Origin of the sequence: Ottowia thiooxydans DSM 14619, assembly GCF_000422885.1 — a bacterium.
Classification (GTDB): domain Bacteria; phylum Pseudomonadota; class Gammaproteobacteria; order Burkholderiales; family Burkholderiaceae_C; genus Ottowia; species Ottowia thiooxydans.
This window is the reverse complement of record NZ_AUGX01000035.1, coordinates 44,700-70,367: the sequence shown is the minus strand read 5'-3', so window position 1 is coordinate 70,367 and position 25,668 is coordinate 44,700. Positions and strand designations below refer to the sequence as shown.

At 59.5% G+C, this 25,668-nt stretch carries 23 protein-coding genes; 14 read left to right on the top strand and 9 right to left on the bottom strand.

Translation table 11 applies throughout. The features are described 5' to 3' along the window. Positions 1-335 precede the first annotated feature (335 nt). Positions 336-857 (bottom strand): hypothetical protein, encoded by a 522-nt coding sequence (locus tag G518_RS0121450; protein WP_211231749.1) that lies wholly within the window; start codon positions 855-857, stop codon positions 336-338. Positions 858-1,274: 417 nt separating this feature from the next. On the opposite strand from G518_RS0121450, the gene G518_RS0121445 reads away from it, so the two are divergent. From G518_RS0121445 to G518_RS38695, 4 genes are all read left to right on the top strand, one after another. After that, a complete protein-coding gene (locus tag G518_RS0121445) occupies positions 1,275-2,723 on the top strand; it encodes an efflux transporter outer membrane subunit (protein ID WP_051237207.1) in 1,449 nt (482 codons plus the stop codon). A gap of 104 nt (positions 2,724-2,827) precedes the next feature. Further along, positions 2,828-3,982, top strand: a complete 1,155-nt coding sequence (locus G518_RS36265) for an efflux RND transporter periplasmic adaptor subunit (RefSeq protein ID WP_036595580.1) — start codon at positions 2,828-2,830, stop codon at positions 3,980-3,982. Between the two features lie 22 nt (positions 3,983-4,004). Beyond that, complete coding sequence (locus G518_RS36260) at positions 4,005-7,100, top strand: efflux RND transporter permease subunit (protein WP_036595554.1); 3,096 nt, start codon at positions 4,005-4,007, stop codon at positions 7,098-7,100. Continuing rightward, positions 7,097-7,726 carry a rhomboid family intramembrane serine protease gene (locus G518_RS38695; protein WP_051237206.1) on the top strand — a complete coding sequence of 210 codons (630 nt, stop codon included), beginning with the start codon at positions 7,097-7,099 and terminating at the stop codon, positions 7,724-7,726. Before G518_RS36260 ends, G518_RS38695 begins: the two co-directional genes overlap by 4 nt. A 188-nt stretch (positions 7,727-7,914) precedes the next feature. Here G518_RS38695 and G518_RS36250 read toward each other — a convergent pair whose 3' ends face one another. From G518_RS36250 to G518_RS0121410, 4 genes are all read right to left on the bottom strand, one after another. Continuing rightward, the gene (locus G518_RS36250) at positions 7,915-8,907 is read right to left on the bottom strand and encodes a D-2-hydroxyacid dehydrogenase family protein (RefSeq protein ID WP_051237205.1); all 993 of its coding nucleotides are present in this window, start codon (positions 8,905-8,907) and stop codon (positions 7,915-7,917) included. Beyond that, the gene (locus G518_RS36245) at positions 8,904-10,325 is read right to left on the bottom strand and encodes an MmgE/PrpD family protein (protein ID WP_051237214.1); all 1,422 of its coding nucleotides are present in this window, start codon (positions 10,323-10,325) and stop codon (positions 8,904-8,906) included. Before G518_RS36245 ends, G518_RS36250 begins: the two co-directional genes overlap by 4 nt. A gap of 107 nt (positions 10,326-10,432) precedes the next feature. After that, entirely contained in the window at positions 10,433-11,407 is a 975-nt protein-coding gene (locus G518_RS0121415; protein WP_028604291.1) for a Bug family tripartite tricarboxylate transporter substrate binding protein, read from the bottom strand. A 140-nt stretch (positions 11,408-11,547) separates the two neighbouring features. Further along, positions 11,548-12,243 carry a GntR family transcriptional regulator gene (locus G518_RS0121410; protein ID WP_051237203.1) on the bottom strand — a complete coding sequence of 232 codons (696 nt, stop codon included), beginning with the start codon at positions 12,241-12,243 and terminating at the stop codon, positions 11,548-11,550. 230 nt (positions 12,244-12,473) lie between these two features. On the opposite strand from G518_RS0121410, the gene G518_RS0121405 reads away from it, so the two are divergent. From G518_RS0121405 to G518_RS0121370, 8 genes are all read left to right on the top strand, one after another. Beyond that, positions 12,474-13,958 (top strand): PglL family O-oligosaccharyltransferase, encoded by a 1,485-nt coding sequence (locus tag G518_RS0121405; RefSeq protein WP_028604289.1) that lies wholly within the window; start codon positions 12,474-12,476, stop codon positions 13,956-13,958. Between the two features lie 121 nt (positions 13,959-14,079). After that, positions 14,080-14,481, top strand: coding sequence for a hypothetical protein (locus G518_RS0121400; protein WP_028604288.1), 402 nt, complete (start codon positions 14,080-14,082; stop codon positions 14,479-14,481). 88 nt (positions 14,482-14,569) lie between these two features. Beyond that, complete coding sequence (locus G518_RS0121395; RefSeq protein WP_028604287.1) at positions 14,570-14,851, top strand: hypothetical protein; 282 nt, start codon at positions 14,570-14,572, stop codon at positions 14,849-14,851. 475 nt (positions 14,852-15,326) lie between these two features. Next, the gene (locus G518_RS0121390; protein WP_028604286.1) at positions 15,327-15,536 is read left to right on the top strand and encodes a hypothetical protein; all 210 of its coding nucleotides are present in this window, start codon (positions 15,327-15,329) and stop codon (positions 15,534-15,536) included. A gap of 213 nt (positions 15,537-15,749) precedes the next feature. Next, a complete protein-coding gene (locus G518_RS0121385; RefSeq protein WP_028604285.1) occupies positions 15,750-17,912 on the top strand; it encodes a TonB-dependent receptor in 2,163 nt (720 codons plus the stop codon). Between the two features lie 124 nt (positions 17,913-18,036). After that, positions 18,037-18,306: a hypothetical protein gene (locus G518_RS0121380; protein WP_036595551.1), complete on the top strand. Its 270-nt coding sequence runs from the start codon at positions 18,037-18,039 to the stop codon at positions 18,304-18,306. Positions 18,307-18,492: 186 nt separating this feature from the next. Next, entirely contained in the window at positions 18,493-18,801 is a 309-nt protein-coding gene (locus G518_RS0121375) for a hypothetical protein (protein WP_028604283.1), read from the top strand. After that, on the top strand, positions 18,798-20,435 hold the full coding sequence (locus tag G518_RS0121370; RefSeq protein ID WP_028604282.1) for a PepSY-associated TM helix domain-containing protein: 1,638 nt from the start codon (positions 18,798-18,800) through the stop codon (positions 20,433-20,435). The genes G518_RS0121375 and G518_RS0121370 overlap by 4 nt, the downstream gene beginning before the upstream one ends. Here G518_RS0121370 and moaC read toward each other — a convergent pair. Beyond that, positions 20,402-20,920, bottom strand: coding sequence for a cyclic pyranopterin monophosphate synthase MoaC (gene moaC, locus G518_RS0121365; protein ID WP_028604281.1), 519 nt, complete (start codon positions 20,918-20,920; stop codon positions 20,402-20,404). The genes G518_RS0121370 and moaC overlap by 34 nt on opposite strands. Before the next feature lie 327 nt (positions 20,921-21,247). Between moaC and G518_RS36240 the strand changes: the two genes are divergently transcribed. Next, entirely contained in the window at positions 21,248-22,789 is a 1,542-nt protein-coding gene (locus G518_RS36240) for a M48 family metalloprotease (protein ID WP_051237201.1), read from the top strand. 101 nt (positions 22,790-22,890) lie between these two features. Here G518_RS36240 and G518_RS0121355 read toward each other — a convergent pair whose 3' ends face one another. From G518_RS0121355 to G518_RS0121345, 3 genes are all read right to left on the bottom strand, one after another. Further along, the gene (locus G518_RS0121355; protein ID WP_028604280.1) at positions 22,891-23,232 is read right to left on the bottom strand and encodes a phage holin family protein; all 342 of its coding nucleotides are present in this window, start codon (positions 23,230-23,232) and stop codon (positions 22,891-22,893) included. A 31-nt stretch (positions 23,233-23,263) separates the two neighbouring features. Then, a complete protein-coding gene (locus tag G518_RS36235) occupies positions 23,264-23,974 on the bottom strand; it encodes a TerC family protein (protein WP_036595571.1) in 711 nt (236 codons plus the stop codon). A gap of 472 nt (positions 23,975-24,446) precedes the next feature. Further along, positions 24,447-24,863 carry a DUF3717 domain-containing protein gene (locus tag G518_RS0121345; protein ID WP_036595570.1) on the bottom strand — a complete coding sequence of 139 codons (417 nt, stop codon included), beginning with the start codon at positions 24,861-24,863 and terminating at the stop codon, positions 24,447-24,449. A 63-nt stretch (positions 24,864-24,926) separates the two neighbouring features. Between G518_RS0121345 and G518_RS0121340 the strand changes: the two genes are divergently transcribed. Then, the gene (locus tag G518_RS0121340) at positions 24,927-25,640 is read left to right on the top strand and encodes a hypothetical protein (RefSeq protein ID WP_028604278.1); all 714 of its coding nucleotides are present in this window, start codon (positions 24,927-24,929) and stop codon (positions 25,638-25,640) included. The last annotated feature ends 28 nt before the right edge of the window (positions 25,641-25,668 follow it).

The window sequence follows — 25,668 nt, the reverse complement described above, 5'->3', positions numbered from 1 at the left end:
GTTACCTTCTGCTTTTGTAGTCAGGTCGGAGGCCGGGAATTGCGCCCGGCGGCGCAGTCCCTTTCTTTGCTCGCCCAAAGCAAGTAACCAAAGAAAGGCGACCCCAAGTCCGTGTCCCTGCGCTGCGCTCCGGGCACCCTCCGGTGCTCAGGCAAGGGGCGGTGCGGCAGAACTCTCTTCGTTCGCTTCGCTCACTACGTTCAAACAGCTGCCGCAAGCTAGTTCACGAAGCAAGAGCATCTTGCAGTGCTCTTGCCCGCCCCTTGCCCTGCGCTCCTCAGCACGGCCTCAAGGGGTGGGATACGCACTCGGGCCATTGCTTCGCTCGGCCCTGCTTAGCGTTTCAGCCACTCATCCAATGCAGGGTTATTGATAACTTCAATAGCTTGCATCGCAACATCGTATAAAACTGCAGAATACTCAGGCGCTACGCTAAGAATAATTCTATCCTGATTTTTATTTTGCAAATCTATATAATTTCTTCTGAATGCAATATAGGTATACCCACGCACTGCATCCGGCACATCCTTCAAATCCAGCGGCGCATATGTTTTTGAGACCAGGGCTTTAGCGTCCTTCTCAATAGCATCATATTTTCTTATAGAAATACCTCTATGGTTAAATGCGATAGTCGCTAAATTGTCTTCCCCTTCATTTTTTCCAGAAAATTTCAAGGCGCAATGTTCTGAATTTCCACTGGCCGTGACAACAAGTTCTGTTTTGAATAATTTTTCTAATTGCTTCACCGGAGCCAGCGGAATGAACAACAGCTTACACTCTTCGACAGTTTCCGCATAGGTTGCCGCAAACCCTTGTGCAGACCAAAAAGACATGCATAAGATAGTGAAAACTTTCACTTGATGCATCCACTTCATATTTTTAGTCCCCGTAACACAGCCAAAGAACGGCGAAAAATAAACTTAGCCATAGAATGACTCGAGCTGTCTCTTAGTCAAAGCAATATAGTTTAAAAAATTATAGAATCCAAATATTTATTCTTTCCAACTATTTACTTCTGTTAACGTGTTGAAGCGGGCGAAGCATCAACAAGTTGCTGCAATACGCCCCTTGTGGGCTGGTCTGTCCGGCTAGCATGGCTCGAAGTACGCCAGCTTCGCGCGGCGACCGGCTGAGAAGGTGTGAACAAAATCCCTCATGCCCGTCTTCTGATCAAGCCTATTGTCACAATGCTTGCGTTGTGGACGACGTACACATATGCTCCCGAACCCGGCCGTTTCGTTTCATCAGTCGTGATGAAATACCCGGGTTAACTCATGCCGCTGAATCAATTGATCTTTTCACGCACCGCCCTCTCCCTTGCCGCGCTCGGCATCCTCACCGCCCTGCTTGCAGGCTGTGCGACCCCTCGCCCCGCTACGCCAGCGCCTCTGGCTGAGTTGGTTCCGGCCGCATGGCAGGCGCCCCTCCCCCATGGTGGGCGCCTGCAGGCCTTGAAGGACTGGTGGCAGCAGCGGGAAGACCCTGCTCTGTCGGCGCTTGTCGAAGCGGCGCTGGCAGACAGCCCCACCCTGGCTGCGGCGCAAGCGCGCGTGGAACAGGCGCGGGCGCAAACCGCATCCAATCAGGCAGCGCTCATGCCCAGGCTTGACCTCGGCGCCAACGCCAGCCGGGGCAATAGCCAAAGCGTGGGTTCGGTCAGCTCGGGCTCGGCCCCACCTGTCGTTACATCCATGCAGGTCGGTCTGCAAGCGGGCTGGGAGATTGATCTCTTCGGCCGTCAAAGCTCTCTTCTAGAAGCCGCCGAGCGCAGGCAAGAAGGCGCAGAGGCGGTGGCGCATCTAGCGCGGGTATCCCTGGTGGCAGATGTCGCCAATGCCTATTACGGACTGCGGCTTTGCCAATCGCTTTTAGTCACTGCTGAAAATGACACTGCCTCGCGCTCAGAAACAGCGCGTTTGGCCATCATCAGCCGTGATGCCGGCTTTACCGCACCGGCCACCGCCGCTCTGGCAGAGGCCAGCGCCGCAGACGGACGGGCGCGAACGCTTCAACAGCGCACCGCCTGCGACGCCCAAATCAAGCAACTCGTCGCGCTGACCGGGCTTGATGAACCAGGCCTGCGGTCACAAGTGGCGTTGCAAGCAGTTTCGGCAAGTCAAGGCAACGGCACCAACTTCAGCGTGGCTTCCATCCCAGCCGATGCCCTCCGCCAACGCCCTGATATCTGGGCGGCCGAACGGGAAGTGCTTGCGACGCGTGCGGAAGTCGGTTCAGCTGAAGCGGCTCGTTTGCCCTCGCTCAGCCTGGGCGGCTCCATCAGCCGATTGCAGTTGCAGGCGATGGGGGCAAGTGGTGGCCTGGGTGTATGGTCACTAGGGCCTCTGGCGTTGAACCTGCCGCTGTTTGACGGTGGCCGCATCGCCGCCGGTACGCAGGCTGCCCGTGCACGCTATGACGAAGCGGCCGCCAACTACCGCGCCAAAATCCGGCAGGCGGTGCAGGAAGTAGAAACCGCCCTGGTCCAAGGCGCAGACGCTGAGGCCCGCACGACGGATGCTCGCGCGGCAGTGGCGGGCTACCAGCAGTCTTTCGACGCTACGCAGGCACTCTATCGCCAAGGCATGACGAACCTGGTGCAGTTAGAGGAAGCTCGGCGCAATCTGCTGGCCGCGCAAACTGCACTACAAAACCTGAGGCATGACCAACAAGCAGCCTGGGTCGCGCTGTATCGCGCGGCTGGTGGCGGGTGGCAGGCACCATGAAGCCAGGAACGTATTCCCGTTCTAAACGCGTGCTCCAAGCCTCATATGAAGATACCAAACGGCCCGGCGCCGTTTCCAGTTCAATGCAATCGACCGATCAGACCATGAATTCACCCCAGCTCCTCTGCGTTCTAGCCATGGCAGCTCTCCTGGCCGCCTGCAGTGGCGACAAGAAATCTGCTGATGCTCCGCAAGCCGCCGCCAGCGCACCTCGCCCCGTGCTCACCGTGACCGCCGAAAAGCCCCGTCGCGTGTCCATGACAGACGCCCTCGCAGCCAACGGCAGCATCGCTGCCTGGCAAGAAGCCATCATTGGTGCGGATGTGCCCGGCCTGCGCTTGGCCGACATCCGCGTGAACGTGGGCGACGTGGTTAAAAAAGGCCAGGTGCTCGCCACCTTTGACGCCGCCCCTATTCAGCAAGATCAGGCCCAGGCACGTGCCAGCCTGGCCGAAGCCGAAGCCGCCGCCGCCGATGCCGCAGGCAATGCCGAGCGTGCTCGCGCCGTGGCCTCCAGCGGCGCACTCAGCCAGCAACAAATCAACCAATACCTCACCGCTGAAAAAACAGCCCGTGCACGCGCTGACGCCGCGCGCGCCGTGATGGCCAGTCAGGGCCTGCGCCTGCGCAATACCCAGGTGCTGGCCCCTGATGATGGCGTGATCTCGGCCCGAACGGCCACCGTAGGGCAAGTTGCCGGCTCAGGGGCCGAGCTGTTCCGCCTGGTACGGCGGGGCCGGCTTGAATGGCGCGCCGAGGTCACTTCCGAAGATTTGACGCGCGTGCGCATAGGGCAGCGCGTGCAGATCGAGCTGCCTGGTGGTGCTCAGGTTACGGGCACTACACGCCAACTCGCACCCACGGTGGATGCCAAGACACGCTACGGGCTGGTCTATGTCGATCTGCCTTCAGGATCACCAGCGCGCGCGGGCATGTTCGCGCGTGGCAACTTTGAGCTTGGCCAAGGTGATGCACTCACGGTCGCGCAAGAAGCCGTGGTGATGCGGGATGGGTTTGCTCACGTATTGCGTGTGGGCAACGATCAGCGTGTTCAATTGGCACGCGTACAGACTGGTCGCATCGCCAACAACCGCATCGAAATCAAACAAGGACTTGACGACACCCTCCCCGTAGCGGTGCGTGGTGCAGGCTTCCTGAACGATGGCGATCTGGTGCAAGTCACCGAAGGGCCAACGCCAGCACCCCTTGCTGCGGCCAGTAACGCGGCTATGGCACCTGCCAGCGCTCCCGCCAAATAACGCCAGATAAAGAGCCCTTCCGATGAACGTTTCCTCCTGGTCGATCCGAAACCCGGTCCCGACCCTGATGCTGTTCGTGCTGCTCACGCTGGGTGGCCTGTTTGCCTTTCACTCGATGAAAGTGCAGAACTTCCCTGATCTCGATCTACCTACGGTCAACGTGATCGCAGCGCTTCCGGGCGCAACTCCGGGCCAACTCGAAAACGAGGTGGCGCGCAAGATCGAGAACAGTATTGCCACCATTCAGGGCCTCAAGCACATCTACACCACCATTCAGGATGGTTCTGTATCGCTGATGGTGGAATTCCGCCTGGAAAAACCAGTGCAGGAAGCGGTAGACGATGTGCGCTCGGCCATCTCGCGCGTACGCGCGGATCTGCCAAGTGACTTGCGTGACCCCATTGTCAGCAAGCTGGATCTGGCGGGCCAGCCGGTGCTGGCCTATACCGTGGCCTCGCCACGCATGAATGACGCCGATCTCTCCTGGTTCGTTGACAACGACATTGCCAAACGCCTGCTCGCCGTACGTGGCGTAGGTGCCGTCAACCGTGTGGGCGGCGTGGAACGCCGGGTGGAAGTAGCGCTTGATCCCCTGCGTCTGCAGGGATTGGGTGTCACCGCCGCCGAGATTTCCCGCCAATTGCGGCAGGTGCAACTCGAAAGCGCCGGTGGGCGCATCGATCTGGGTTCAGGGGAGCAGCCTGTGCGCACCCTGGCCACCGTGCGCTCCGCCGACGAATTGCGAGCCATGCCATTGGCGCTGCAAGACGGCCGCAGCATACGACTTGATCAGGTCGCCAAGGTCTCTGACACCATCGCCGAACCACGCGCCGCCGCACGGCTCAACGGGCAACCGGTGGTCGGTTTCGAAATCGCCCGCAGCCGCGGCGCCAGTGAGGTCGAGGTCGGCGCAGGAGTGCGCCAGGCGCTCAAGGAGATGCAGCAGGCTAACCCGGGCCTGAACATCACTGAAGCCTTCGACTTCGTCACCCCGGTTGAAGACGAATACCACGCTTCTTTGCAAATGCTGGGCGAAGGGGCGCTGCTGGCGGTGCTGGTAGTGTGGCTGTTCCTGCGGGATTTACGCGCCACGTTCGTTTCAGCTGTGGCGCTGCCGATGTCGATCTTGCCCGCCTTGATCGGCATGTATTTCTTCGGCTTCTCGATCAACGTTGTCACCTTGCTGGCGCTCTCGCTTGTGGTCGGCATTCTGGTGGATGACGCCATCGTGGAGGTGGAAAACATCGTGCGCCATCTGCGCATGGGAAAGAGCCCTTACAAAGCGGCCATGGAAGCGGCTGATGAAATCGGCCTTGCCGTGGTGGCCACCACGTTCACCCTGATCGCTGTTTTTCTGCCTACCGCCTTCATGAGCGGCATTGTCGGCAAGTTCTTCAAGCAGTTCGGCTGGACGGCTGCTTTGGCGGTATTTGCCAGCCTGGTCGTGGCGCGCATGCTCACGCCCATGATGGCGGCGTATCTGCTGAAACCTATCGTCACGGCCGAGAAAGACCCGCGCTGGCTCATCATCTATGGCCGCTGGGCCAACTGGTGCGTGCGGCACCGTTACTGGACCATGCTGGCCGCGGGCCTGTTCTTTGTTGGTTCTGTTGCGCTGATCCCGCTGCTTCCTACGGGCTTCATCCCACCAGATGACAACTCGCAGACGCAGGTTTATCTGGAGCTGCCACCAGGAAGCACGCTGAAACAAACCCTGCAGGTCGCCGAGCAAGCCCGCTTGCAGCTGGCTCAGAACTCCCATGTCAAGAGCGTCTACACCACCATTGGTGGGGGCTCGGCTGGGGGCGATCCGTTCGCGCCAGGGGGCACCGATATCCGCAAGGCCACCCTCACCATCCAGCTTAGCTCGCGCGGTGAACGTCCTCGCAAACAAGTGATTGAGCAGGAGATACGCAAGGCCATCCAATCACTGCCTGGTGTGCGCAGCAAGGTTGGCCTGGGTGGCTCTGGCGAAAAATACATTCTGATGCTCCAGGGCGATGAACCTCAAGCCCTGCTCTCCGCCGCCCGTGCCGTGGAGCGCGATCTGCGCAGCCTGCCAGGCTTGGGCAGCATTACCAGTACCGCCAGCTTGATCCGGCCAGAAATCGCTGTGCTGCCCGACTTCGCTCGTGCGGCCGATCTGGGCGTTACCAGCGCCGCCATGGCAGATACGCTTCGCGTTGCCACGCTCGGTGACTACGACGCGCAATTGCCCAAGCTCAACCTGGCACAACGCCAGGTGCCCATCGTCGTGAAACTCGAAGACTCCGCCCGCAAGGATCTGGATCTGCTTTCTCGTCTGGCAGTGCCCGGCTCCAAAGGCCCCGTGCCTTTAGGCCAGGTCGCTACGCTGAGCTACAGCGGCGGACCGGCCATCATCAGCCGCTACGACCGCTCGCGCAACGTGAACATGGAGATCGAACTGTCCGGCCAACCGCTGGGCGACATTGCATCCGCGGCCAAGGAGCTTCCCTCAGTGAAGAATCTGCCCCCTGGTGTACGCGTGGTCGAGGTGGGGGATGCGGAGGTCATGGCCGAGCTGTTCGTAGGTTTCGGCCTGGCCATGCTCACTGGCGTGCTGTGCATCTACATCGTGCTGGTGCTTCTGTTCCATCACGTGCTCCACCCCGTGACCATCCTGGCCGCGCTGCCACTCTCGTTGGGCGGCGCGTTTGTCGGCTTGCTGGTCACGCAGAAGGGCTTGTCAATGCCATCGCTGATCGGCTTGATCATGCTGATGGGCATCGCCACCAAGAACTCCATTCTGCTGGTGGAATACGCCATCATGGCGCGGCGCGGACACCCCGGCCATGACGGCCAACCAGCCGCAGCCCCCATGAGCCGTTTCGATGCCCTGATGGACGCGTGCCACAAGCGCGCGAGGCCCATCATCATGACCACGCTGGCCATGGGCGCCGGCATGCTGCCCGTAGCCATTGGCTGGGGCTCGGCCGACTCAAGCTTCCGCTCCCCCATGGCGGTGTCCGTCATCGGCGGATTGATCACCTCCACCTTCCTCAGCCTGCTGGTGATTCCCGCGGTCTTTGTGTGGATCGACGATATTGCGCAGTGGATAGGACGGCGTGTGCGCGGCGAACGTAAGGCTGAGGCTTGACCGAAACCCGGCCTCCTTCGTCATTCACGCGTACACACGCCTGGGCCCTTACCTGCACGCTGATCATCTTCAGCAGCGGCGCCCTATGGGTGGCTGCTGCCAAAGGGATCGCCTCGCCGCAGCACCTGGCCTGGCGTCCTGATCTCTGGCTTACCGCCCCGTGGACGCTATGGACCGCGCCGCTGGAACATTTTGTGCTGCCGCATGCCATCGCCAATACCCTGGCTCTCGCCTCTTTGGCGGTGCTGGGCTCGTTGGTGTCAGCCCAGGCCCGCGATGCCTTGGCCCTCATACTCGCCTGGCCCCTTTCCACTCTGGGACTTCTGCTATGGCCTGAAGTGGGCGGGTATTACGGTCTCTCCGGTGTGGTGCATGCGGCGGCAGCGGTGTTGACCATACGGGCACTCGCCTCGCCCACCACATTGCGCATAGGCCAATGGATGGCCATCGGTTTGCTATTCAAGCTGGCACTGGAACGCGGTTGGTCCATGCCGATTGGTTTCGAAAGCAGTTGGGGATTCAACGTCGTTTTTGCTGCCCACCTGACCGGTGCGGTTGCCGGCGCCACGATGGCATTGATCGTTCAGGCAATGGAGATTATTCAGCTTCGCCCCGGTGGTCGCTGAATCTGTCGACCACTGGGCTCATACTGAGTTGCGTTGAATCGATCAATACCGTTCGCGCCTGTCGAAGCGTTGCGCAAGGTTTCGACCCTTCGACAGGCTCAGGACAGGCCAAGCTCAACCCGAACGGCATTTTTGTTTCAAGGCCACTCACCGCTTGACCGAAACCATAGTACTTCGGCCGGGACGGATCACATAACCGTTTGATCGCCGCCATCTCCTGAGGGCACAACGAGCCACTCTTCCAGGTGAGCTTGCACGTTCGCGGCGAAGGTTTGCAAGACTTCCTTGCAGATAAAGCCGTAGTGACTGGTCAACAAGGCATTGTCCAGCGCGCGCAATGGATGCGCCAAGGGCAGTGGCTCCTGCTCAAAAACATCCAGCCCGGCAAAACCAAGCCGGCCTTGCTGCAACGCCGTCACCAGCGCTGGCATATCGATCAACTCGGCCCGCGAAGTATTCACCAAAATAGAGTCTCTGCTCATCAGCGCCAGGGTCTCGGCATTAAGCAGGTGCCTGGTGGCCGGGGAAGGCACAAGGTGCAAACTCACCACGTGGGCGCTTCCCAGCAGGTCGTTCAGCGTTACCGACGTAACACCACAAGCTTTAGCTCGCTCTGGTGTCATGTTGGGGCTCCAGGTCACCACGTCCATGCCCAGGGCCTGGCCCACGGCAGCCACGCGTTGCCCAATTTGCCCCAAGCCAATCAGGCCCAGCGTCTTGCCAGCCAACACCTGGGGCAGGTGCTCGATCGCATCCGGCCGACGCCAATCAGACTGCCCGGCGCGGATCTGCAACTGGGGAAGTCGGCGGGCACATGCCAGTATGAGAGACCAGGTCATCTCGCAAGTACTGGCTTTGGAAGGCCCCCACTCCGTAAACCGTACATCAATCCCGCGCTGAGCGGCCGCCTCAACGTCCAGCTTCTGGTTGCGGGTACCGGTGGAGATGATGCGCTGCAACCGGGGCAACGCAGCCAGCAGTTCGCTGTTGACCGGCGTGCGGTCCCGAAACAGCACCACGCACTCGGCGTCTTTCAGTGCATGGATGAGATCAGGGCCTTCCAAATGCACGCCGTGGATGGTCACCTCGGCGCGTGACTCGATTGCAGTCCAATCGGTCAACCTGGCCAGAGCACCTTCCCAGTCATCCAGGACCACTACGCGCGGGCGGGCGTCGGTCATTGCGCGGCAGCCGTGGCTCGTGGGCTGGCATGACCTGCGGGCGAGCCCTGCAAGGTAGCCAGTTGGATGACTTCGCTCACATTGGCAGCTTTTGCCAGGGACCAGCAGGCATCCATGAGTTTTCGAGTCTGGTCCTTGCCCAGAATCTCGTCGCTCATATTGCTGAACTTGGTCTCCAGATTCGCATCCGTCATCGGGCGCTGCAGCGACCCAATGGCGTGCTCTACACGCAGGTGAATGCTGCGTCCATCCTTAAGGACAGCGGTCGCCTCAACCGCCGCTTCGTCGATCGTGTTGTCGATCACTGCAATCACTTTGCCACGCGTGGCCACCATGTCGGCGCGGTTGACGATATCGTCCGCATACTGGTCTTCGCTGGCCTGGCCAAAAATCAGGCCAGCCGCACAGCCGTGATAGACACTGAACTTGCCCTCCAGTCCATCTTTCGGCGATTTCTTGCCCGTCAGCTCCAGCACCAGGGAGTGAACGCGCAAATCCAGACGTTCCAGATTCTCAGCGGTGACTCCCTTATCGCGCAGCTGAATGCAAGCGTCGATGCTGGGGTGGATCACGATGCCGCAGGCAAATGGCTTGTAGGTGTTGAAGGAGATCTCAAAACGCTGGCCCAGCTCATCCGTGATTTCATTCCAGGCGTACTTGGTGGACACCACCTGGGCGAATCCACGTGGCGCTTCCAGCGCACGGAGGCTGGCAGTGAAGCCTTCCTTGGCCAGCAAAGCAGACATCAGGCCAGCCTTGGCCGCGCCACCAGGATGGAAGGGCTTCGTCATGGTGCCGAACTGTTCCCGCAAACCAACCGGCTGTGACGCAGCAATGCCCAGCGCCATCTGCGTTTTGTCGGCATCGAGCTTGAGCAACCGCGCGCACGCTGCTGCCGCGCCCAGCGTACCAGTTGAACCCGTGATATGCCACCCACGGTCGTAGTGCTCTGGGTACATCATGTTGCCAACACGGCAGGACACGTCGATGCCCAGCACCACGGCGTCGATGACTTCACGGCCGGTCGACCCCAGTTTCTCGGCCAGCGCCAACACCGCGGAACACACAGGGCCAGCCGGGTGAATAATGGTCTTCAGGTGGGTGTCGTCGAAGTCGAAGGTGTGCGAGCTGATACCGTTGATCAGCGCGGCGTTGCCCATATCCACCCGGACATTGGAGCCCAGTACCAAAGCCTGCGCTGCAGGCTCCAGCACCTGGGTTGCACGGATGGCCGCCTGAGTGGACTCATGGTGAGCCGCACCCACCGCACATCCCAGCCAGTTGATGAAAGTGCGATGGGCTTCGTGTTCAACCGCGTCATTCCAACCCCGTGACGGATGACCAGCGACAAACTCCGCCAGGATGCGGGTGATGGGAGGCGCGTTCTTGTCGGCTTCGATAGTGGTGTTCAGTGCCATGGCGGTCTGTCTGTGCAATAGAAATTGATAACGTAGAAACGCGCATGGCACCATGCCATGCGCGGTGGATTCGTCTTATAGCGTGTTCAAGGACTTTGACCAGGCTCTTAGGCATCCAGGCGAATGTTTTGCGCCTTTGCAATCCGCTGCCAACGCTCGAGGTCTTTGCGCATATAGGCATCGAACTCGCCCGCCGACATCGGCATGGGAATAATCGCCTCAATAGCGAGCGTTTTTTCAAGCCCGGGGTTCTCCAGGACCTTGTTCAGAGAAGTATTCAACGTCGTCACGATCTCTGCCGGCATACCGGCCGGCCCTGATACGCCATACCATTGAAGGACATCATCAAAGCCCTTGACGCCCAGCTCTTCGAAGGTGGGAACATCCGGGAACCGCTTGCTGCGTTGTTTGCCCGTGACCGCCAAGAGACGCACCTTTCCTCCCATAGCGTGTGGAACGGCAGCTGCAAGACCCGGAAAAATGAACTGCGTTGAGCCGCCCATGATGTCGTTGAAAGCCGGTGCAATGCCTTTGTAGGCCACGTGCTCAGATGCAAACCCTGATCTTTGCTTGAGCAACTCCATCAGCAGATGAGTCAACGAGCCTGCCCCGGCAGAGCCGTAGTTGGTATGGCGATTGTCCTTGACGTACTTCAGAAACTCGTCGAAGGAGCGAATAGGCAACTTCGCGTCGACCGCCAGAACGTTGGGGGTACCGCCGATCATGCCCACCGAGGTGAAGCTCTTAATCGGGTCGTAGGGAAGCTGACGGGTCGCTGGGGCGGTGCCCAGCGTGGCGACATAACCCTGCATCAGGGTATATCCGTCGGGTTTGGCACGCATGGTTTTTTGACAGGCCACTACCCCGCCGCCGCCGCCCAGGTTTTCCACCACGAACGATGTGCCGAGTGACTTGCCCCACTCCGTCGTCGTCGCGCGGGCCACGTAGTCACTGCCTCCCCCCGCGGCCACCGGCACGATGAAATTGATGACGCGCGAGGGAAATTTTTCCTGCGCGAAACTCATAGACGGCGCAGCTAAGGCGACCGCACCTGCACCTGCCAGAAATGAACGTCGATCCATGTTTGTCTCCTGTTTGCGTTGTAATCGCCGGCCGAAACCTCCTGCTTCTCGGTGAGAAACATGACACTTCGCCGGCCTGCCTGAATGCTCGAATGCCTTGACCAGGTTCTAAGCCTTGGAACCTGGGTACGAACACGTTCCTAGATCTGCCTCAATCGCACCAACGCCTGTTTGACGTGCGCCACCAGCAGGGCCGCGCAGGGCTGGGGCTCCGTGGAGGCCCCACCATCACGCAGTGCGGCCGCGATCAATTTGTGCTCGTCGTTGGAATGCTTTCGATGCGCGGGATCCTGCAAATTCTTGAACCGCGCCAGATGCAGCTTCTGGGTGATTTCGCGATACGTGTTTTCGATTTCCTCATTACCGAGTGCTTCAATGAACGCCCAGTGAAATCGAAGATTGCTGTGGTAGTACTTTTTGGCGTCATCCTGCGAAATGGCGTCATCCATCTCACCGCATAACAGATCCAGCTGCGTAGCCAGCGTTGTGCGCTCGCTCGCCTCGCGCAAGGCCATTTGCTGACCTGCAAAACCCTCCAGCAGCCCGCGGAAGTCATAGAGATCGCTGACTTCTTTATCGGTCAAGGTTCGCACGCTGACGCCGCGGTTCTTGCGCGCCACCACCAAGCCCATGCTCTCCAATTGCCTCAGCGCTTCCCGCACCGGCACCCGGGAGACCTGAAGTTCTTCAACGATCTCAGGCTCACGCAGAGCCTGGCCTGGCGTGAGATCTCCGGAAAGAATCTTGGACAGCAGCCGATTGCGGACCAAGGTCCCCAGGGTAGTGTTCCTGACCTCGGAGAAATCCGTGCTGATTTGAGGGAGCAAGTAGTTCATACGATTATTTCGACTAATCGTATACGATCTTACATTACCTGAGCACGCGGGTTAACCCTGACACTCTATGGTGGAATCGTTTTCAGACGCTGCATGCTCCACCAAGCTGGTGCTGCTCGCCGCCTTGCGATTTACCCCATGGTTGGTATATGCCTGCCTTGGCCTTCCCTGAATGCAAAGGTACAACAGTGCCGTGACTAAGTGCCTTTCGGACTTGGCACAATCCCCCGATGCTCCTTCGCTTGCTGTGCTCTGTTCTCGTTGCGCTTCCCTGGCTCTGGCCGATCACTGCCGGCCCCACCGCGACCATGCTTCCCTATCTGGCGTCAGCTGCCATGGGCGGTCTGCTCCTGGCCTTCTGGCCTGCCCGTGAAAGAGAAGACGGCGCAGCCATTGCAGCCTGGAGTTGGCTGGCGGCGGCGCTGCTCAGCAGCCTGATTGCATTGCTTCAGTATTTCGATCTCGAGTTGCCGCTCTACCCTGTGGTCAACATCGCTCAACCAGGGCAGGCTTTCGGCAACCTGCGCCAACCCAACCAGCTGGCCTCATTGCTCATGATTGGCGCACTTGCGCTGCGCTGGCTGCTGCAACGGCACCGGTTGAAGCCTTCGCACGCAAGCTGGATGGGCGCCTTGCTGCTGGTCGCGCTAGCCGCCACCGCCTCGCGCATAGGCCTGGTTGAACTCATTGTCTTGGGCGCCGTCGTGCTGTGGTGGTCTCGCAGGCTACCCAGCAACGGCAAGCGTGCACTGGTGGCCGTGGCGGCACTGGCCATCTTTTTACTTGCGGCGCTGGCGCTGCCTGCACTCATCCAGAACACCGAAGGTGTGGCGGGGCGCGATATGCTTGATCGCCTGCGCAACGCGGAATCAACATGCGGCAGCCGGCTCATCTTATGGAACAACGTGCTACACCTGATCGCACAGAAGCCATGGCTAGGCTGGGGTTGGGGCGAGCTGGATTACGCGCACTACATCACCCTCTATGAAGGCCCCCGCTTTTGCCACATTCTGGATAACGCGCACAACCTTCCGCTGCATCTTGCAGTAGAACTTGGTGTGCCGGTGGCGTTTCTGACCTGCGCCTTGGCTGCCTGGTTTGTGTGGCGCGCCAAGCCATGGAGCGAGTCTGATCCTTCCAGGCAAATGGCCTGGGGCGTGCTCGGCGTGATCGCCATCCACAGCATGGTCGAATACCCGCTTTGGTATGGCCCCTTTCAGATCGCCGCCGCTCTTTGCGTCTGGCTGCTATGCACGCCCGGCTCATCGCCAGCGGAGGCCGCCAGACCAAAATGGCGTAACGCTGCGGCCATAGCCATGATGGCAGCAGTGGCCTACGCAGGATGGGATTACCACCGTATCAGCCAGCTTTTTATCTCCAGCGAGGAACGCGCAGAAGCTTACCGTGACAACACGCTGGGAAAAACCCAAGCCTCCTGGCTGTTTGCGGATGTGGTGCGCTTCGCGGAAGTCACCACTCGTCCCGCCAATCGTGAAAGTGCGCAGAGGCTGCTCCCAGTCTCTCTCGCCGCGCTGCACTTCTCGCCCGAGCCGCGCGTCATCACCAAGGTGATCGAAAGCGCCTCGCTGCTTGAGCAGGACCGTCTGGCGCTCGCCCACATGGCACGTTTTCGAGCGGCATTTCCGGTCGAGTATCAGGAATGGGCTGCTCGCAACGCGCAACCCTTGGAGGCCGCCCAAACTCCGAACGAGTAGCCCGCAAATGCCTTTTCTTCGCGCAAGGCTGCCATTTGGCCGCAAACGCCGGGAACAATGGAACCCTCGCAGCCGGCCTGCCACTAACTCTGGCTAAAGCCATTTTCCCCAGGAGCATCGTGTGACCAACATCTCTGCCAACACCCCTCGCTTGCCAGACACCTCCATCGGTCTTCAACAAGTTGGCGCACAAAAGGAAAGCGATGCCATTGCCTTGGCCAAGAGCCAGCTTTATTCTTTGGGTCTGGAAGAGGAACTGCAAAACCAGGTGAATTCCTTGCAGGCGTCGCGCGCCCTGGGTATTCTTGGCATCGACGGAAACGCGAAGCCACAGGTGCCCGACCTCGTCCTCGCCGACCGAAACACACGGGCCGCCGAAGAAGTCGAGGTCTTGACGCAGACCGTGAAAGCCATGACTTCCCTGCTCGAAGACGAGTTGCAGATCTCAAAACCCTCCACGATGGGTTTGCTCAAACCAGACCTCACCCCATTTGGTTTTCGAACTCCGCCGAAAACCGCATGAGTGCCAGCAGGCCTTCTGACTTGGAACGCCCGCTTCTTTTTAGCGTTACCAATTTTGGAAACCCCTTTCTCTATTCTAGGAGGTGCGCATGCTTTCAGAAGACTCCTCTCCGTCAGATCCTGATATTCAACAAGTGCTCCGCCATGCTGAGCGCGTCCTGGTGGAAGCCAAGGCCAAGCGCGAAGCGTCCGGGTTAGGCGAGGCGGATGCTCGCGAGAAGCTTGAACGCCAGCTCTCTCAGGAAGACATCGCAGAAGTCCATGCGGCCATTCAAGCCAAGCTGGCAGGGTTCCAACGCGAGGCGAAGACCCGGGCCCAACGCACCGTGGCCTCCCCACCAAAAGCCAGACCTCCGCGGCCAATGGTCTAGGGCGTGTTCACACCCTAGCCCTCGCATCCTTAGCCGTCCTGAGCTCTCTGAAGTCAGCTCAGGCCTCTGAACGCTTGGCCCTCGTCCCAGCTGGCCACTCTCCACTCTGCGACTTCTCCTACGGCTTGGCGCATGCGGCGCCGGCCTTACTGACCCTGCGCGCCCTAGCTTCGTCCGCCACATGACGATGGCGATCAAGGCCAGCATAACAACGCATTCCGGCGCCCCTTCCTGATACCTCATCAAGGCGCGATGGTTTCGCAGCACACGGCACTTGGATGGAACTCAAGTGCCCCTCCCGTTACTTATTAAGGAGTGTGGACGGTAGAAGGATCGTCGGCAGCAACGAACGGAAAACAGCCCAACGCGGGGTCCTCGTTTTGTTCGTTTCGCCAAGATACCTTCTATCGCCCACTCACGAGGAACGCGTTCATGACCTAAGTAACTCCCTTCTGATTAGCCCCAGGAAATTCAAATGCGATTTACATCCCCAGCTCAACTGGATCGAGAGATTCAGCGACTCATCGTTGATGCTGAACGCGTCTTCACCGAAGCCGAAATCCAAGCCAGACGCGAGGCTTCAAGCCGTCGCAGTGCGGACATCCGGCTCACCTCGAACTCCAGCTTTTGCGATAGGACACCGCCCAAGTCCAGGCCGGTATTCAAGCTGCGATGGGTCAAGTAGGCGGAAGGTCTTTGAATCGCGCCCGTCTCTAGCGGGCGTGAATTTGGTGTGAGCACGCCCTAGTTCAAAGACTCAGTTGCGCTTTCATCAAAACTTTACCCACGCTTTTGCGGCGTCTGCGCAACAGAATGTCACATCAAGCCTTCCTAGCGAATAGAATGAGAATGATTATCATTAACTCCTATTCGAGAATAATAGGGAGGATTGGCTACCATGCAAAAAGCGTCCGTCCGCAGGCTGCGGTTTAACTCCATTGTTCTGGCCGTGTTGGCCGCTAGCGCAAGCTCCACTGTGAGCGCACAGACGCCAGCAGAACCCACACCACAGGCCGAAGGCCAGACAACGACGCTCCCTCAAGTCACCATACGTGACAAATATGAGCGCGAAGACCTCCCCACTTTGGCTCCAGGGCGTAAAGCCGCCAAAGGCGCGCGCCTGGGCATTCTCGGCGCCACATCCATCGTCGATGCACCAGTACACGTCAACGCCTATACGCGTGAGTTGGCTGAAGACTGGTCCGCACTCTCCCTTCAAGACGTGCTGGAAAACGAAGCCGCGGTAGTCTTCACGACCAATAAAGGCCACTTGCTGCAAAACTTCAACCTTCGCGGGTTGGATGTCACGGCCATGGATATCGCCACCAATGGCCTCTATGGGATCGCACCCGCCAACTCGGTGCCGATCGAGATGTTTGAACGCGTGGAAGTGATGCGCGGGCCTAACGTGCTGCTGTCTGGAATGCCACCCTTGGCCAGCGTGGCCGGTTCTGTGAACATGGTCACCAAGCGCGCGCTGGCTCAGCCCGTCGCCGACCTGACCACCACTTTCGTCTCTGGCTCCTACTTCCAGGTGCATGCCGACCTGGCCAAACGCTTTGGCCCTGAACAACGCGTGGGCGTACGCTTCAACGGCGTCTATGGCGACGGCAAAATGGGCGCCAAGGATGAGAAGCAGGGCCGCCGCGTTGCAGCGCTGGGCCTGGACTATCTGGGAGACAGAGCCCGCTTCTCGCTGGACGTCTACAACAGCATCAACAAGATCAGCAACGGCAGCCCAGGCATGTTCAACTTCCAGGGCAACGCCGCCATTCCTGGCGTGGGCAGACTCCTGTCCCCACCCAGCGGTGACGTGAACATGTTCCGTGGCACCAGCGGCAAGTACGAAAACAGTGGGCTGCTCGCTCGCGCTGAAGTCGATGTCACCCAGAACTGGCAAGGCTATTTCGCCTTTGGCGGCTCAGAAGCCGAAGGCCAGGGCCTTTTGTTTGGCACCCGCGCTTTCGTCACCGGAGCGGATGGCACCACACGCGGCGCCGTCTACAACGTGCACACCAAATCGGAGCGCCGCACCGCCGAGGCCGGCATGATTGGCAAGTTTGCCACGGGCAGCGTCCAGCACCGCCTGCAGCTTTCGTTCAACGTCCTTCAGCACAAGGAAGGCACCGTGAACACGGCGTGCAACTACTGCACCAACACCAACATGTACAACCCGGTCACACCGGTCTTCCCAGTGGCACCCACGTGGAAAAGCTACACCACCGAAAATGAATTCCGCTCGATCGCCGTAGCGGATGTCATGAGCTTCGCGGGGGACAAAGTGCTGCTCACGACAGGCTTGCGCTATCAGCAAGTCAAAACACCCTTGGTGAACGGTGTTTCATCGGACTACAGCAAGAGCCGTGTGTCACCCATGCTGGGCGTAGTGGTTCGCCCATGGGGCAACAACGTCTCGCTGTTTGCCAACTACACCCAAGGCCTTGAACCCGGCCGGGTGGTAGGCGTCGGTTTCGCCAACCAGGGCGACACCCTGGCCCCCATGAACACCAAGCAGGGTGAAGTGGGCGTGAAAGTACAACTGGGCGAGACCACGCACACCTTCAGTGCCTTCCAGGTGAAGAAACCTTCCATCATCACGAACAGCGCGAACACTCAGGTGATGGATGGCGAGCAACGTCTGCGCGGGTTTGAGTGGAGCGCTTTCGGCAAGGTCGCGCCAACGCTTTCCTTGCTGGGCGGTGTGGAATACATCAAGTCGAGCCAGATCAACACCGGCCTGCAAACCTACGGCGTGCCCAAACTGCGTGCGCGTATCGGCCTGGACTGGGATACCCCTGTACGCGGTCTGTCAGTGGGTGGCCGCCTGATCTACGTGGGCTCACAGTGGGCCGATTCCGGCAACAAGATCAGCGTACCTTCATGGAATCGCCTGGATCTCGTGACCAGATATGAAACCAAGTTCGGCGCAACGCCTGTGCGCTTCAACGCCAGCGTGGAGAACTTGACGGACAAGAAATACTGGAGCGGCATATTCAGCGACGGCTTCGTGATGCCAGGTGCACCACGTACCTTCAGGCTGTCGGCCACCGTGTCGTTCTGATCCCAGGCGCACACGCACATCCCTCGGGGTGCGCGTGTGTCGCTCAGCGAATCACCCACCCAGCCAACTCCGAGCTGGGTTTGTTGTTTGATGGAATGAACCCAGAACGATCTTTGAAGTCCTGATGCCTATATTCACCGTCATCGGCCTGACCACCACCACCTTGGCCTGCCTCTGCTTCTACGCAGCCTCGCCCAATCAGAAGATGTGGTCCAAGGCCTGGCCTTCGTGGCCCGCGTATATCGCAGGTACCGCTCTGCTGGTGGCAGCCTGGCTCGCGTTCGCCCAGGACATGCGGCCACTGGCCACCGCCTTTGCCCTTGTCACCACATTGATGCTGGCTTTGTCTGTTCTGCCCTACATAGGAGCCTTGGTTGATAGGACTCCCCCCTGAGGCGCTTACGCGCCTTCCCCCCAGGGGAACGCCACCAGCGGCCGGGCAAAGCCCGCTCCGCGGCCCTCTGGTTTTACCCCCTCTCCCGCTCGCGGGAGAGGGTGGGGGTGAGGGTAAGCGTCTCCAGCCCCCAGGCGATTGTTAGCAACAACTGGCCTTGGCGATCCGGGCACTGAAAAACCAAAAATGACCACGCTATCCAAACCAAAACCCACACCTATCCGGCCTGACTGGATATCCAAAACATTGGCCGGCGTGATCCTGGGCCTGAGTCTGGCGATCATTTGCAGTGGCGTGTTGATGGCTATCTTGCCCCGCATGTCGTTGGCGGTGAGTGGGCAGCTTGCCATGTGGCTGGTGCCGCTGGTGTGGCTGACTGCGCTTTCTTTGGTGTACCTTTTTTCAAGCGGCCTGCGTGCCTGGTTGTGGCTAGGGGGCTTGAATGTCCTGGTCGCGGGCGTCTGGTGGCTTTTACGTCTGGGAAGCGGAGCATGAGAGCCGACGTCGTTCGAATCTACAAATCTGTCCATACCTGGACAGGCATCGTGAGCGGCATGGCGCTGTTCATCGCGTTCTACGCCGGCGCCTTGACGGTCTTCAAGGAACCGCTTCGCGTTTGGTCCACGCCACCAGCCGCCATCGTCCCTTCAGTGCCTATGGACGATGTGCACACCCTCATCGCCAAGACCGTGACATCAACCCCAGCGGCTGCAAAAGCATTCACAGTTCGCCTGGAAAACGAAAAGGCCATTCCGCGCGTGGAATGGCAGGTGAAGGACCCCAATGCGGGCGACCACGACGAGAGCGCAGTGCGCCATTTCTCTGCCCGCCTTGGCCCGGACGGCAATGTTCAGGTGGACGAGCCGCGCCCCTCCCGCTTGGTGGAATTCATAGATGTCCTGCACCGGGTCGTGGGCCTGCCCGTGGATTCAGACCCCAACCGCTGGATCATGGGAGTAATCTCTGCGCTGTATTTCGTGGCCCTGATCTCCGGGCTCATTGTGCTGCTGCCCTCGCTGATCAAGGACTTCTTTGCCTTGCGCGTGGGCAAGAACCTGAAGCGCATGTGGCTGGATGCACACAACGTCGTCGGCATCGTCAGCCTGCCGTTTCACCTGGTCATGGCTTTGAGCGCGGTGGTCTTCGCCTTCCACGACCAGATCTATGAAATACAGGACAAGGCGGTGTTCGAAGGCAAGTGGAGCGAAATGTACAGCCGGCGCCCCACCAAGCCCAGCGAAGCACCTTCACTCAATCCGGCGCAAATGCTCACGCCGTCGCAATTGACGCAGATCGTCAAGGATGCATCCCCAGGATTTGAGCCAACTTCGCTCCAATACACCCAAGTCACCGGACCCAAGGCCGCAGTACGGGTGTGGGGCAAGAACACCGAGGCGGTTTCGCCACGTGCGGCAGGCGGGTTCGCCCAACTTGACCCCTACAGCGGCAAGATCCTTTCAATGGATTACTTGAGTGGCAAGCAAACCACCGCCAATCTCTTCATCAGCAGCTTCTTTGCCTTGCACATGGCCTCATTCGGCGGCTTGGCGGTATGGTGGCTGTATTTCCTCCTGGGCTTGGCCGGGGCCTGGCTGTTCTATAGCGGCAACTTGCTCTGGGTGGAAAGCCGGCGAAAAGCGCAGCGAAAAAAAGACGGCGACCTGCCTGTACAGCGGCGCGATACGGCCCTCATGGCGGCCGCCAGCGTGGGGGTTTGCCTGGGCTGCGTCGCTGGCTTATCCCTGACCATCGCCGCCGCCAAGTGGTTGCCTGGCAGGGTCAATGACATGGCGGCCTGGCATGTAGGCATCTACTACGCTGTGTTCTTTGGCAGTCTGGCCTGGGCGTTTTTACGCGGCGCCGCGCGCGCTTCGGTCCCTCTACTTTGGCTGTCTGCTCTATGCACTGCGGCCATCCCACTTTCATCTCTGCTGGGCTGGCTGTTTCCAGCCTCCGGTCTGTGGATGGACAGCGCAATGCTAAGCGTGGACATCACCGCTCTGCTAGGTGCACTGGCCTTGATCTGGATGTCACGCGCTACCGCACGGCGAGTGCACAACGGACCCAAAGACAGCGTCTGGGCGGCACCAGAAAATCAACGAGTGGCAGGAGACGAAGCCGCCGCATAGCTCCCGGATTTCCCGCCGTGCTTTTCCAGCAGTCGAACACCGTCCATGGTCATGCCCCTATCGGCCGCCTTGCACATGTCGTAGATGGTGAGCAGCGCGATCTGCACTGCCGTCAGGGCTTCCATCTCCACGCCCGTCGGACCCGTGGTTTCCACTGTGGCCACGCAAGCGACAGCGCACGTGCCACCAGGTTCAGCGCGGATGTACTCGAAATTGATCGCCACCCGGCTGAGGGCCAGCGGGTGGCAAAGCGGAATCAGATCGCTTGTCCGCTTGGCCGCCATGATGCCGGCAATGCGCGCGATGCCCAGCACATCGCCCTTCTTGGCTGTACCCGCCTCGATCAAAGCCAGCGTGGCGGGCAGCATCTCAATGCGCCCTCCGGCCACCGCGACGCGGTGCGTGGCGGGCTTGCCCCCCACATCGACCATATGGGCCTGGCCTTGGGCGTCAAAATGAGTAAGAGGTGTGCTTGAGTTGGTCACGGGTGGGAACGCAAATGCAGATAGGGCATCATAAGTGGAGGTTAGGGTTCATTCGGGAATGAGTTGTGCGGTTGGGCCGAGGAGTCGGGATGAGCCGCAAAGCGCAAAGCGCAAAGCGCGCGGTGTAGCCAACTACACAAGCGATTTGCAACGCCGCAGATCGCCCGAATCCGATGGATCAAATGTGCAAGTTATTTCCGAATGAGCCCTTATTAGAGAAACTTATGCAAAAGGCTCGCCATTCCCGGATGCGTATGCCCTGAACAGCTTGGAGTTGGCGTGAAACATAGGAATTCATCGGTTTTTGCTGCTGCCCTGGTACTGGGTATGGCACTGGGTACGACCCAAGCCCGCGCGCAAACGCCTGGCACCACTGCCCCTCCTCTCGCTCAGCGTGGTCTGCCCTCGTTGGGCGATGCCGGCATGATGACGCCCTTGGAAGAGCGCAAGCTGGGCGATTCCATCATCCGCGATCTCTACCGCGATCCGGACTATATCGACGACCCCGTAGTGGGTGAGTATGTGGATGGAATCTGGCAAGCGCTGTTAAAAGGCGCGCGGGCTCGGGGCGAATTGCCAGAGGAGTTGGAGGAGCGCTACGCCTGGGAAGTGCTGCTCGGGCGCGACCGCTCCATCAATGCCTTTGCCCTGCCCGGGGGTTACTTCGGGCTTCATCTAGGCTTGGTGGGCGTGGTGTCCACACGAGATGAATTGGCCTCCGTGCTGGCGCACGAAATGAGCCACATCACGCAACGACACATTGCCCGCATGATCAGCCAACAATCACGGCAAACGCCGCTGATGATGGCCGCCATGATCGTGGGCATGCTCGCTGCAAGCAAGAACCCGCAGGCGGGAACCGCCCTCGCGGTGGGCGGGCAAGCAGCGATCATCCAGGCCCAACTCAACTACTCGCGTGACATGGAGCGTGAAGCCGACCGTATCGGCTACGGCGTACTTGAACAAGCCGGTTTCGCGCCGCGGGGCTTCACTGGCATGTTTGAGAAACTGCAAAGCGCCTCACGCCTTTCAGACAACGGCGACTGGCCCTATTTGCGCAGTCACCCACTCACCACACAGCGCATCGCAGACATGCAGCAGCGCCAGCGTAGCCAGGGGTTAAACCCTGCGGCGCCGGTGTCGGCTGATCTCCAGGCTCTGCTGATTGGCGCCCGTTCCCGAGTACTGGGCCGTCCTGGGGTGGATGTGCTGCGGGCTTGGGCCGCTGAACCCGATGGGGCAGGCTTCGCCGCACAACCCTTGCCAAAACGCGCAGCTTCTCTTTACGCCGCCGCACTCGCACACGCCCAACTGCGCGATCTTCCGCGCGCACAAGGACTCGCAACGCAACTGGCGTTGGCAGTCGCCGGCGACATGTTTGCGGCCCGACAGGCGCGGCTGTTGCAAGCTGAACTGGCCCTGCAGGCAGGCCAGGCCGCACGCGTGCTCACGCTGCTACCAGCCAGCTCGCAACCACCCGCCTCACCAGATGGCAAGGGCCAGGCCGGCCGGCCGGAGCTGTTGCTGCGTGCCGCCGCATTGACGCAAGTCGGCCAGGCCAATGAGGCAGCTTCATCACTTCAGCCATGGGTCAGCGACAGGCCACGAGATGCCAGCGCATGGCAGGCCTTGGCCGCCGCATATGGCGCCCAGGAGCAAGTGTTAAGAGCACTGCGGGCCGAGGGGGAAGCGCGGGTAGCTCAGCGTGAACTGGCTGGCGCAGTGGACAGATTCCGCGCCGCCCAGGATTACTCTCGCAAGAACCCGGGTGGCAATGCCGACCTCATAGAGGCCAGCATCATTGATGCCCGACTCAGGGAAACACAAGCGGCGCTCGCACAGCAAAGGCAGGACGAGGCCAAACGCTAGGGCGTGTTCGTAGGAGTCAACGGCACATTTCAAACCTGAAGTGGCCCAAAAAAAACGGCCCGTCAGGGCCGTTTTCTATGCGAATGCTTGAGCCGTCAGCGCTATACGCGCTCCAGAACAGCGTCAATCAATACACCCAGGGCTGAATAGATCAGTGAACCGATCAAAGCCGCAGCGAACCCCGTGACGTGAAAACCATTCAACACGCCTGAAGCAGCCCAGAACATCAACGCATTGATGACGAACAGGAACAGCCCGAGCGTGATGAGCGTCACCGGCAGTGTCAACACCACCAGAACTGGCCGCACGATCATGTTCAGCAAGCCAATCACTGCCGCCGCGATCAGCGCAGAAGTGAAACTGTTCACGGTCACACCGCTGTACAGGTAAGCCACCGCCAGCAACGCGGCAGCGCTAAGCACCCATTTAAGAATAAGTTTCATAGCGCAAGCTTACCTCAGCGATGCGTTGATATCAGGCCTGTGGAGCCTGATCAGCGGGCTTGGCGCGCCGTGAAGTGACCAAACGAGCAAGACCCAACACACCAATCACACACGCAATGCTCACAGTCCAACGAGCCCAGGTTATTGGTGCTGCGGAAGTACCGAACCAGGTGGAGAGCAACTGTTCGTTCACGATCATCGTGGCGGCTGTATAGGCCAACACACCTGCGCCGATGTAGATGATGATTGGGAAACGATCAACCAGTTTGAGCACCATAGTGGAGCCAAACACCACGATCGGTACACTGATCAGCAAACCGATCACCACCAGATCCATCGCGCCCTTGGCCGCTCCGGCCACACCCAGCACGTTGTCGATACCCATGAGTGCATCAGCCACCACAATGGTCTTCATGGCGCCCATGAAGGTACTGGCCCCAGGACCGTGTTCACCCTCCTCGCCCCCTTGATCAGCAATCAGCTTGTAAGCGATCCAGAGCAGGCCCAGGCCGCCGATGACCATCAGGCCAGGAATCTTGAGCAACCAGACGACGACCAAGGTCATCAGAGTACGTACTGCGATGGCACCTACGGTGCCCCAAATGATGGCTTTTTTCTGTAAATGCTTGGGCAAACTACGGGCAGCCAGCGCAATAACGATGGCATTGTCACCAGCCAGCACAAGGTCAATCAGGATGATCGCCAGCAGTGCGGACCACCAGGGGGCAGAAAAAAGTTCCATGAACAAAAAACTCCAATGATTAAGATCGACACGCGTTTTCACCTGCGCACAAAAAAGCGGCAAGGACATTCGACATCAGAGATGACACGGGCATGATGCCACGCGTCTTCATAGAGCGGAATAGACCTCGACCAATTTTCTCGCCTGCAGGCGGATTTTGATCGAAGGTCTTGCTCAACAGCCATTGCTCGTGGTTCGGCGGCTGTCCGACGGGCCGGAAAGCAAGGGAAACCCCGCATTTCGTATTGACGACCCATCGATGCCGCGCGCTAAGGTCACGCGCGGCGGGGAGCTACTCCCCTTCGGTTAACCGCGAATTAAATCATCGGATCGTGAATTTGACAAGTCCGGGTAAATACTAGGTAACTCAATCGTTGAAATGAATTCCATAGTTTTCTTTTATATTCGTGCAATTAATCGAAGTAGAACCTCCGCATTGAATGCATGACAACTGCGTCAATGACGCCGTGTTCTAAACCTCTGAAGCAACTCGCACCCGGTCAGCGTAACGGTTGAATCGCAGAGCCGTAGCCGTTTTGGTAATACGACGCCAAACGATGCGTTTCTCGTACGGACTGAAGCCCAGCCATTCCTGCACTTCTTGCTCAGTACGGCCACAGCCCTTGCAAACCGCATCTCCCTGACTGGTAGAACAAATGGCAATGCAAGGCGTGTCAGGTGTTGTGGCATACCAGGCCAGCCACGCCGCTCGGGCGTCAGCAGACATGGCGTCAGCCTCGATCTCTTCTTGCCTGTGGAAAACCACCAACGCGTAAACCTCCGCCAATGCCGCTGCTTCTGGCGCCAAAGCCATGTTGGCGCACGCAGGCCGGCGTGAACGCCAGAAATTGATGGCGGATTCGAGGTCGGTGATATGGATAGCCGGCATGGAACTAGCATCATAAGATGCTCCCATGCCCATAAGCGCCTGTTTACGATCTATGTCTCACTAATGCCTGAAACCCCTACAACCACTGCACGCCGACGCACCTGGTTGCTAGTCGCCCTGTTGATCAATGCCATGCTGCTTGCGTGGCTTGTTTGGCGGGCTTCGCCTGCGCCTTCAAGCATGCCGCTGACTGCCGGAGAAACCGTGGTTCTGCGCACGCCCGGCGGCCGGCTGGAAGTGGCGGAAATCCGCCAATTGGAGAGCTTTGAAGTCTCGCGAGACCACAGCGTCTTGGGTGTGGCGGTGGGCAGCACTTTTTCGCGCATCCGTGTTCCCGCGCACTACCGTTACCACGTCGATCTGGCCCCCGAATGGAAAGTGCGCGTGCAGCCTGATGGCAGTGTTCGCGTGATCGCGCCGCGCATCCAACCGAGTCAGCCAGTGGCTATAGACACCGGTCGTATGGAAAAAGAGTCTCGTGGTCTCTGGTCGCTCTTTACAGGACCGGGCGAAATGGCCGCGCTGGAAAAAACCATCACCGCAGCGCTCACACGAAAGGCCGCAAGCATGCCCATGCTCGCCCAGCAGCGCGAAGCTGCCCGCGCAACGGTGTCTGAATTCGTGGGCAAGTGGCTCATGACGCAAACGCCATGGAAGCCTCTGTCTGACAAACCAGTGCAGGTGTTGTTTGCAGACGAACCTATAGAAAGCCTGGACGCCGCTTGTGGCGGCAATCCGGGCTGCGCCGCCGCCTGGCTCAATGCGGCTGGCTTGTGAAGGGGCGCCTTGAATCGCTTGGACCAGA

What these genes read in the sequence shown, in the direction of transcription:
- G518_RS36235 (WP_036595571.1), bottom strand. Translation starts at nt 23,974, where the DNA reads ATGGAACTTTTTTCTGCCCCCTGGTGGTCCGCACTGCTGGCGATCATC.
- G518_RS0121410 (WP_051237203.1), bottom strand. Translation starts at nt 12,243, where the DNA reads ATGAACTACTTGCTCCCTCAAATCAGCACGGATTTCTCCGAGGTCAGG.
- G518_RS0121370 (WP_028604282.1), top strand. Translation starts at nt 18,798, where the DNA reads ATGAGAGCCGACGTCGTTCGAATCTACAAATCTGTCCATACCTGGACA.
- G518_RS0121380 (WP_036595551.1), top strand. Translation starts at nt 18,037, where the DNA reads ATGCCTATATTCACCGTCATCGGCCTGACCACCACCACCTTGGCCTGC.
- G518_RS36240 (WP_051237201.1), top strand. Translation starts at nt 21,248, where the DNA reads ATGGCACTGGGTACGACCCAAGCCCGCGCGCAAACGCCTGGCACCACT.
- G518_RS36260 (WP_036595554.1), top strand. Translation starts at nt 4,005, where the DNA reads ATGAACGTTTCCTCCTGGTCGATCCGAAACCCGGTCCCGACCCTGATG.
- G518_RS36265 (WP_036595580.1), top strand. Translation starts at nt 2,828, where the DNA reads ATGAATTCACCCCAGCTCCTCTGCGTTCTAGCCATGGCAGCTCTCCTG.
- G518_RS36245 (WP_051237214.1), bottom strand. Translation starts at nt 10,325, where the DNA reads ATGGCACTGAACACCACTATCGAAGCCGACAAGAACGCGCCTCCCATC.
- G518_RS0121340 (WP_028604278.1), top strand. Translation starts at nt 24,927, where the DNA reads ATGCCTGAAACCCCTACAACCACTGCACGCCGACGCACCTGGTTGCTA.
- G518_RS0121445 (WP_051237207.1), top strand. Translation starts at nt 1,275, where the DNA reads ATGCCGCTGAATCAATTGATCTTTTCACGCACCGCCCTCTCCCTTGCC.
- G518_RS0121345 (WP_036595570.1), bottom strand. Translation starts at nt 24,863, where the DNA reads ATGCCGGCTATCCATATCACCGACCTCGAATCCGCCATCAATTTCTGG.
- G518_RS0121375 (WP_028604283.1), top strand. Translation starts at nt 18,493, where the DNA reads ATGACCACGCTATCCAAACCAAAACCCACACCTATCCGGCCTGACTGG.
- G518_RS0121395 (WP_028604287.1), top strand. Translation starts at nt 14,570, where the DNA reads ATGCTTTCAGAAGACTCCTCTCCGTCAGATCCTGATATTCAACAAGTG.
- G518_RS0121355 (WP_028604280.1), bottom strand. Translation starts at nt 23,232, where the DNA reads ATGAAACTTATTCTTAAATGGGTGCTTAGCGCTGCCGCGTTGCTGGCG.
- G518_RS36250 (WP_051237205.1), bottom strand. Translation starts at nt 8,907, where the DNA reads ATGACCGACGCCCGCCCGCGCGTAGTGGTCCTGGATGACTGGGAAGGT.
- G518_RS0121385 (WP_028604285.1), top strand. Translation starts at nt 15,750, where the DNA reads ATGCAAAAAGCGTCCGTCCGCAGGCTGCGGTTTAACTCCATTGTTCTG.
- G518_RS0121415 (WP_028604291.1), bottom strand. Translation starts at nt 11,407, where the DNA reads ATGGATCGACGTTCATTTCTGGCAGGTGCAGGTGCGGTCGCCTTAGCT.
- G518_RS0121405 (WP_028604289.1), top strand. Translation starts at nt 12,474, where the DNA reads ATGCTCCTTCGCTTGCTGTGCTCTGTTCTCGTTGCGCTTCCCTGGCTC.
- G518_RS0121390 (WP_028604286.1), top strand. Translation starts at nt 15,327, where the DNA reads ATGCGATTTACATCCCCAGCTCAACTGGATCGAGAGATTCAGCGACTC.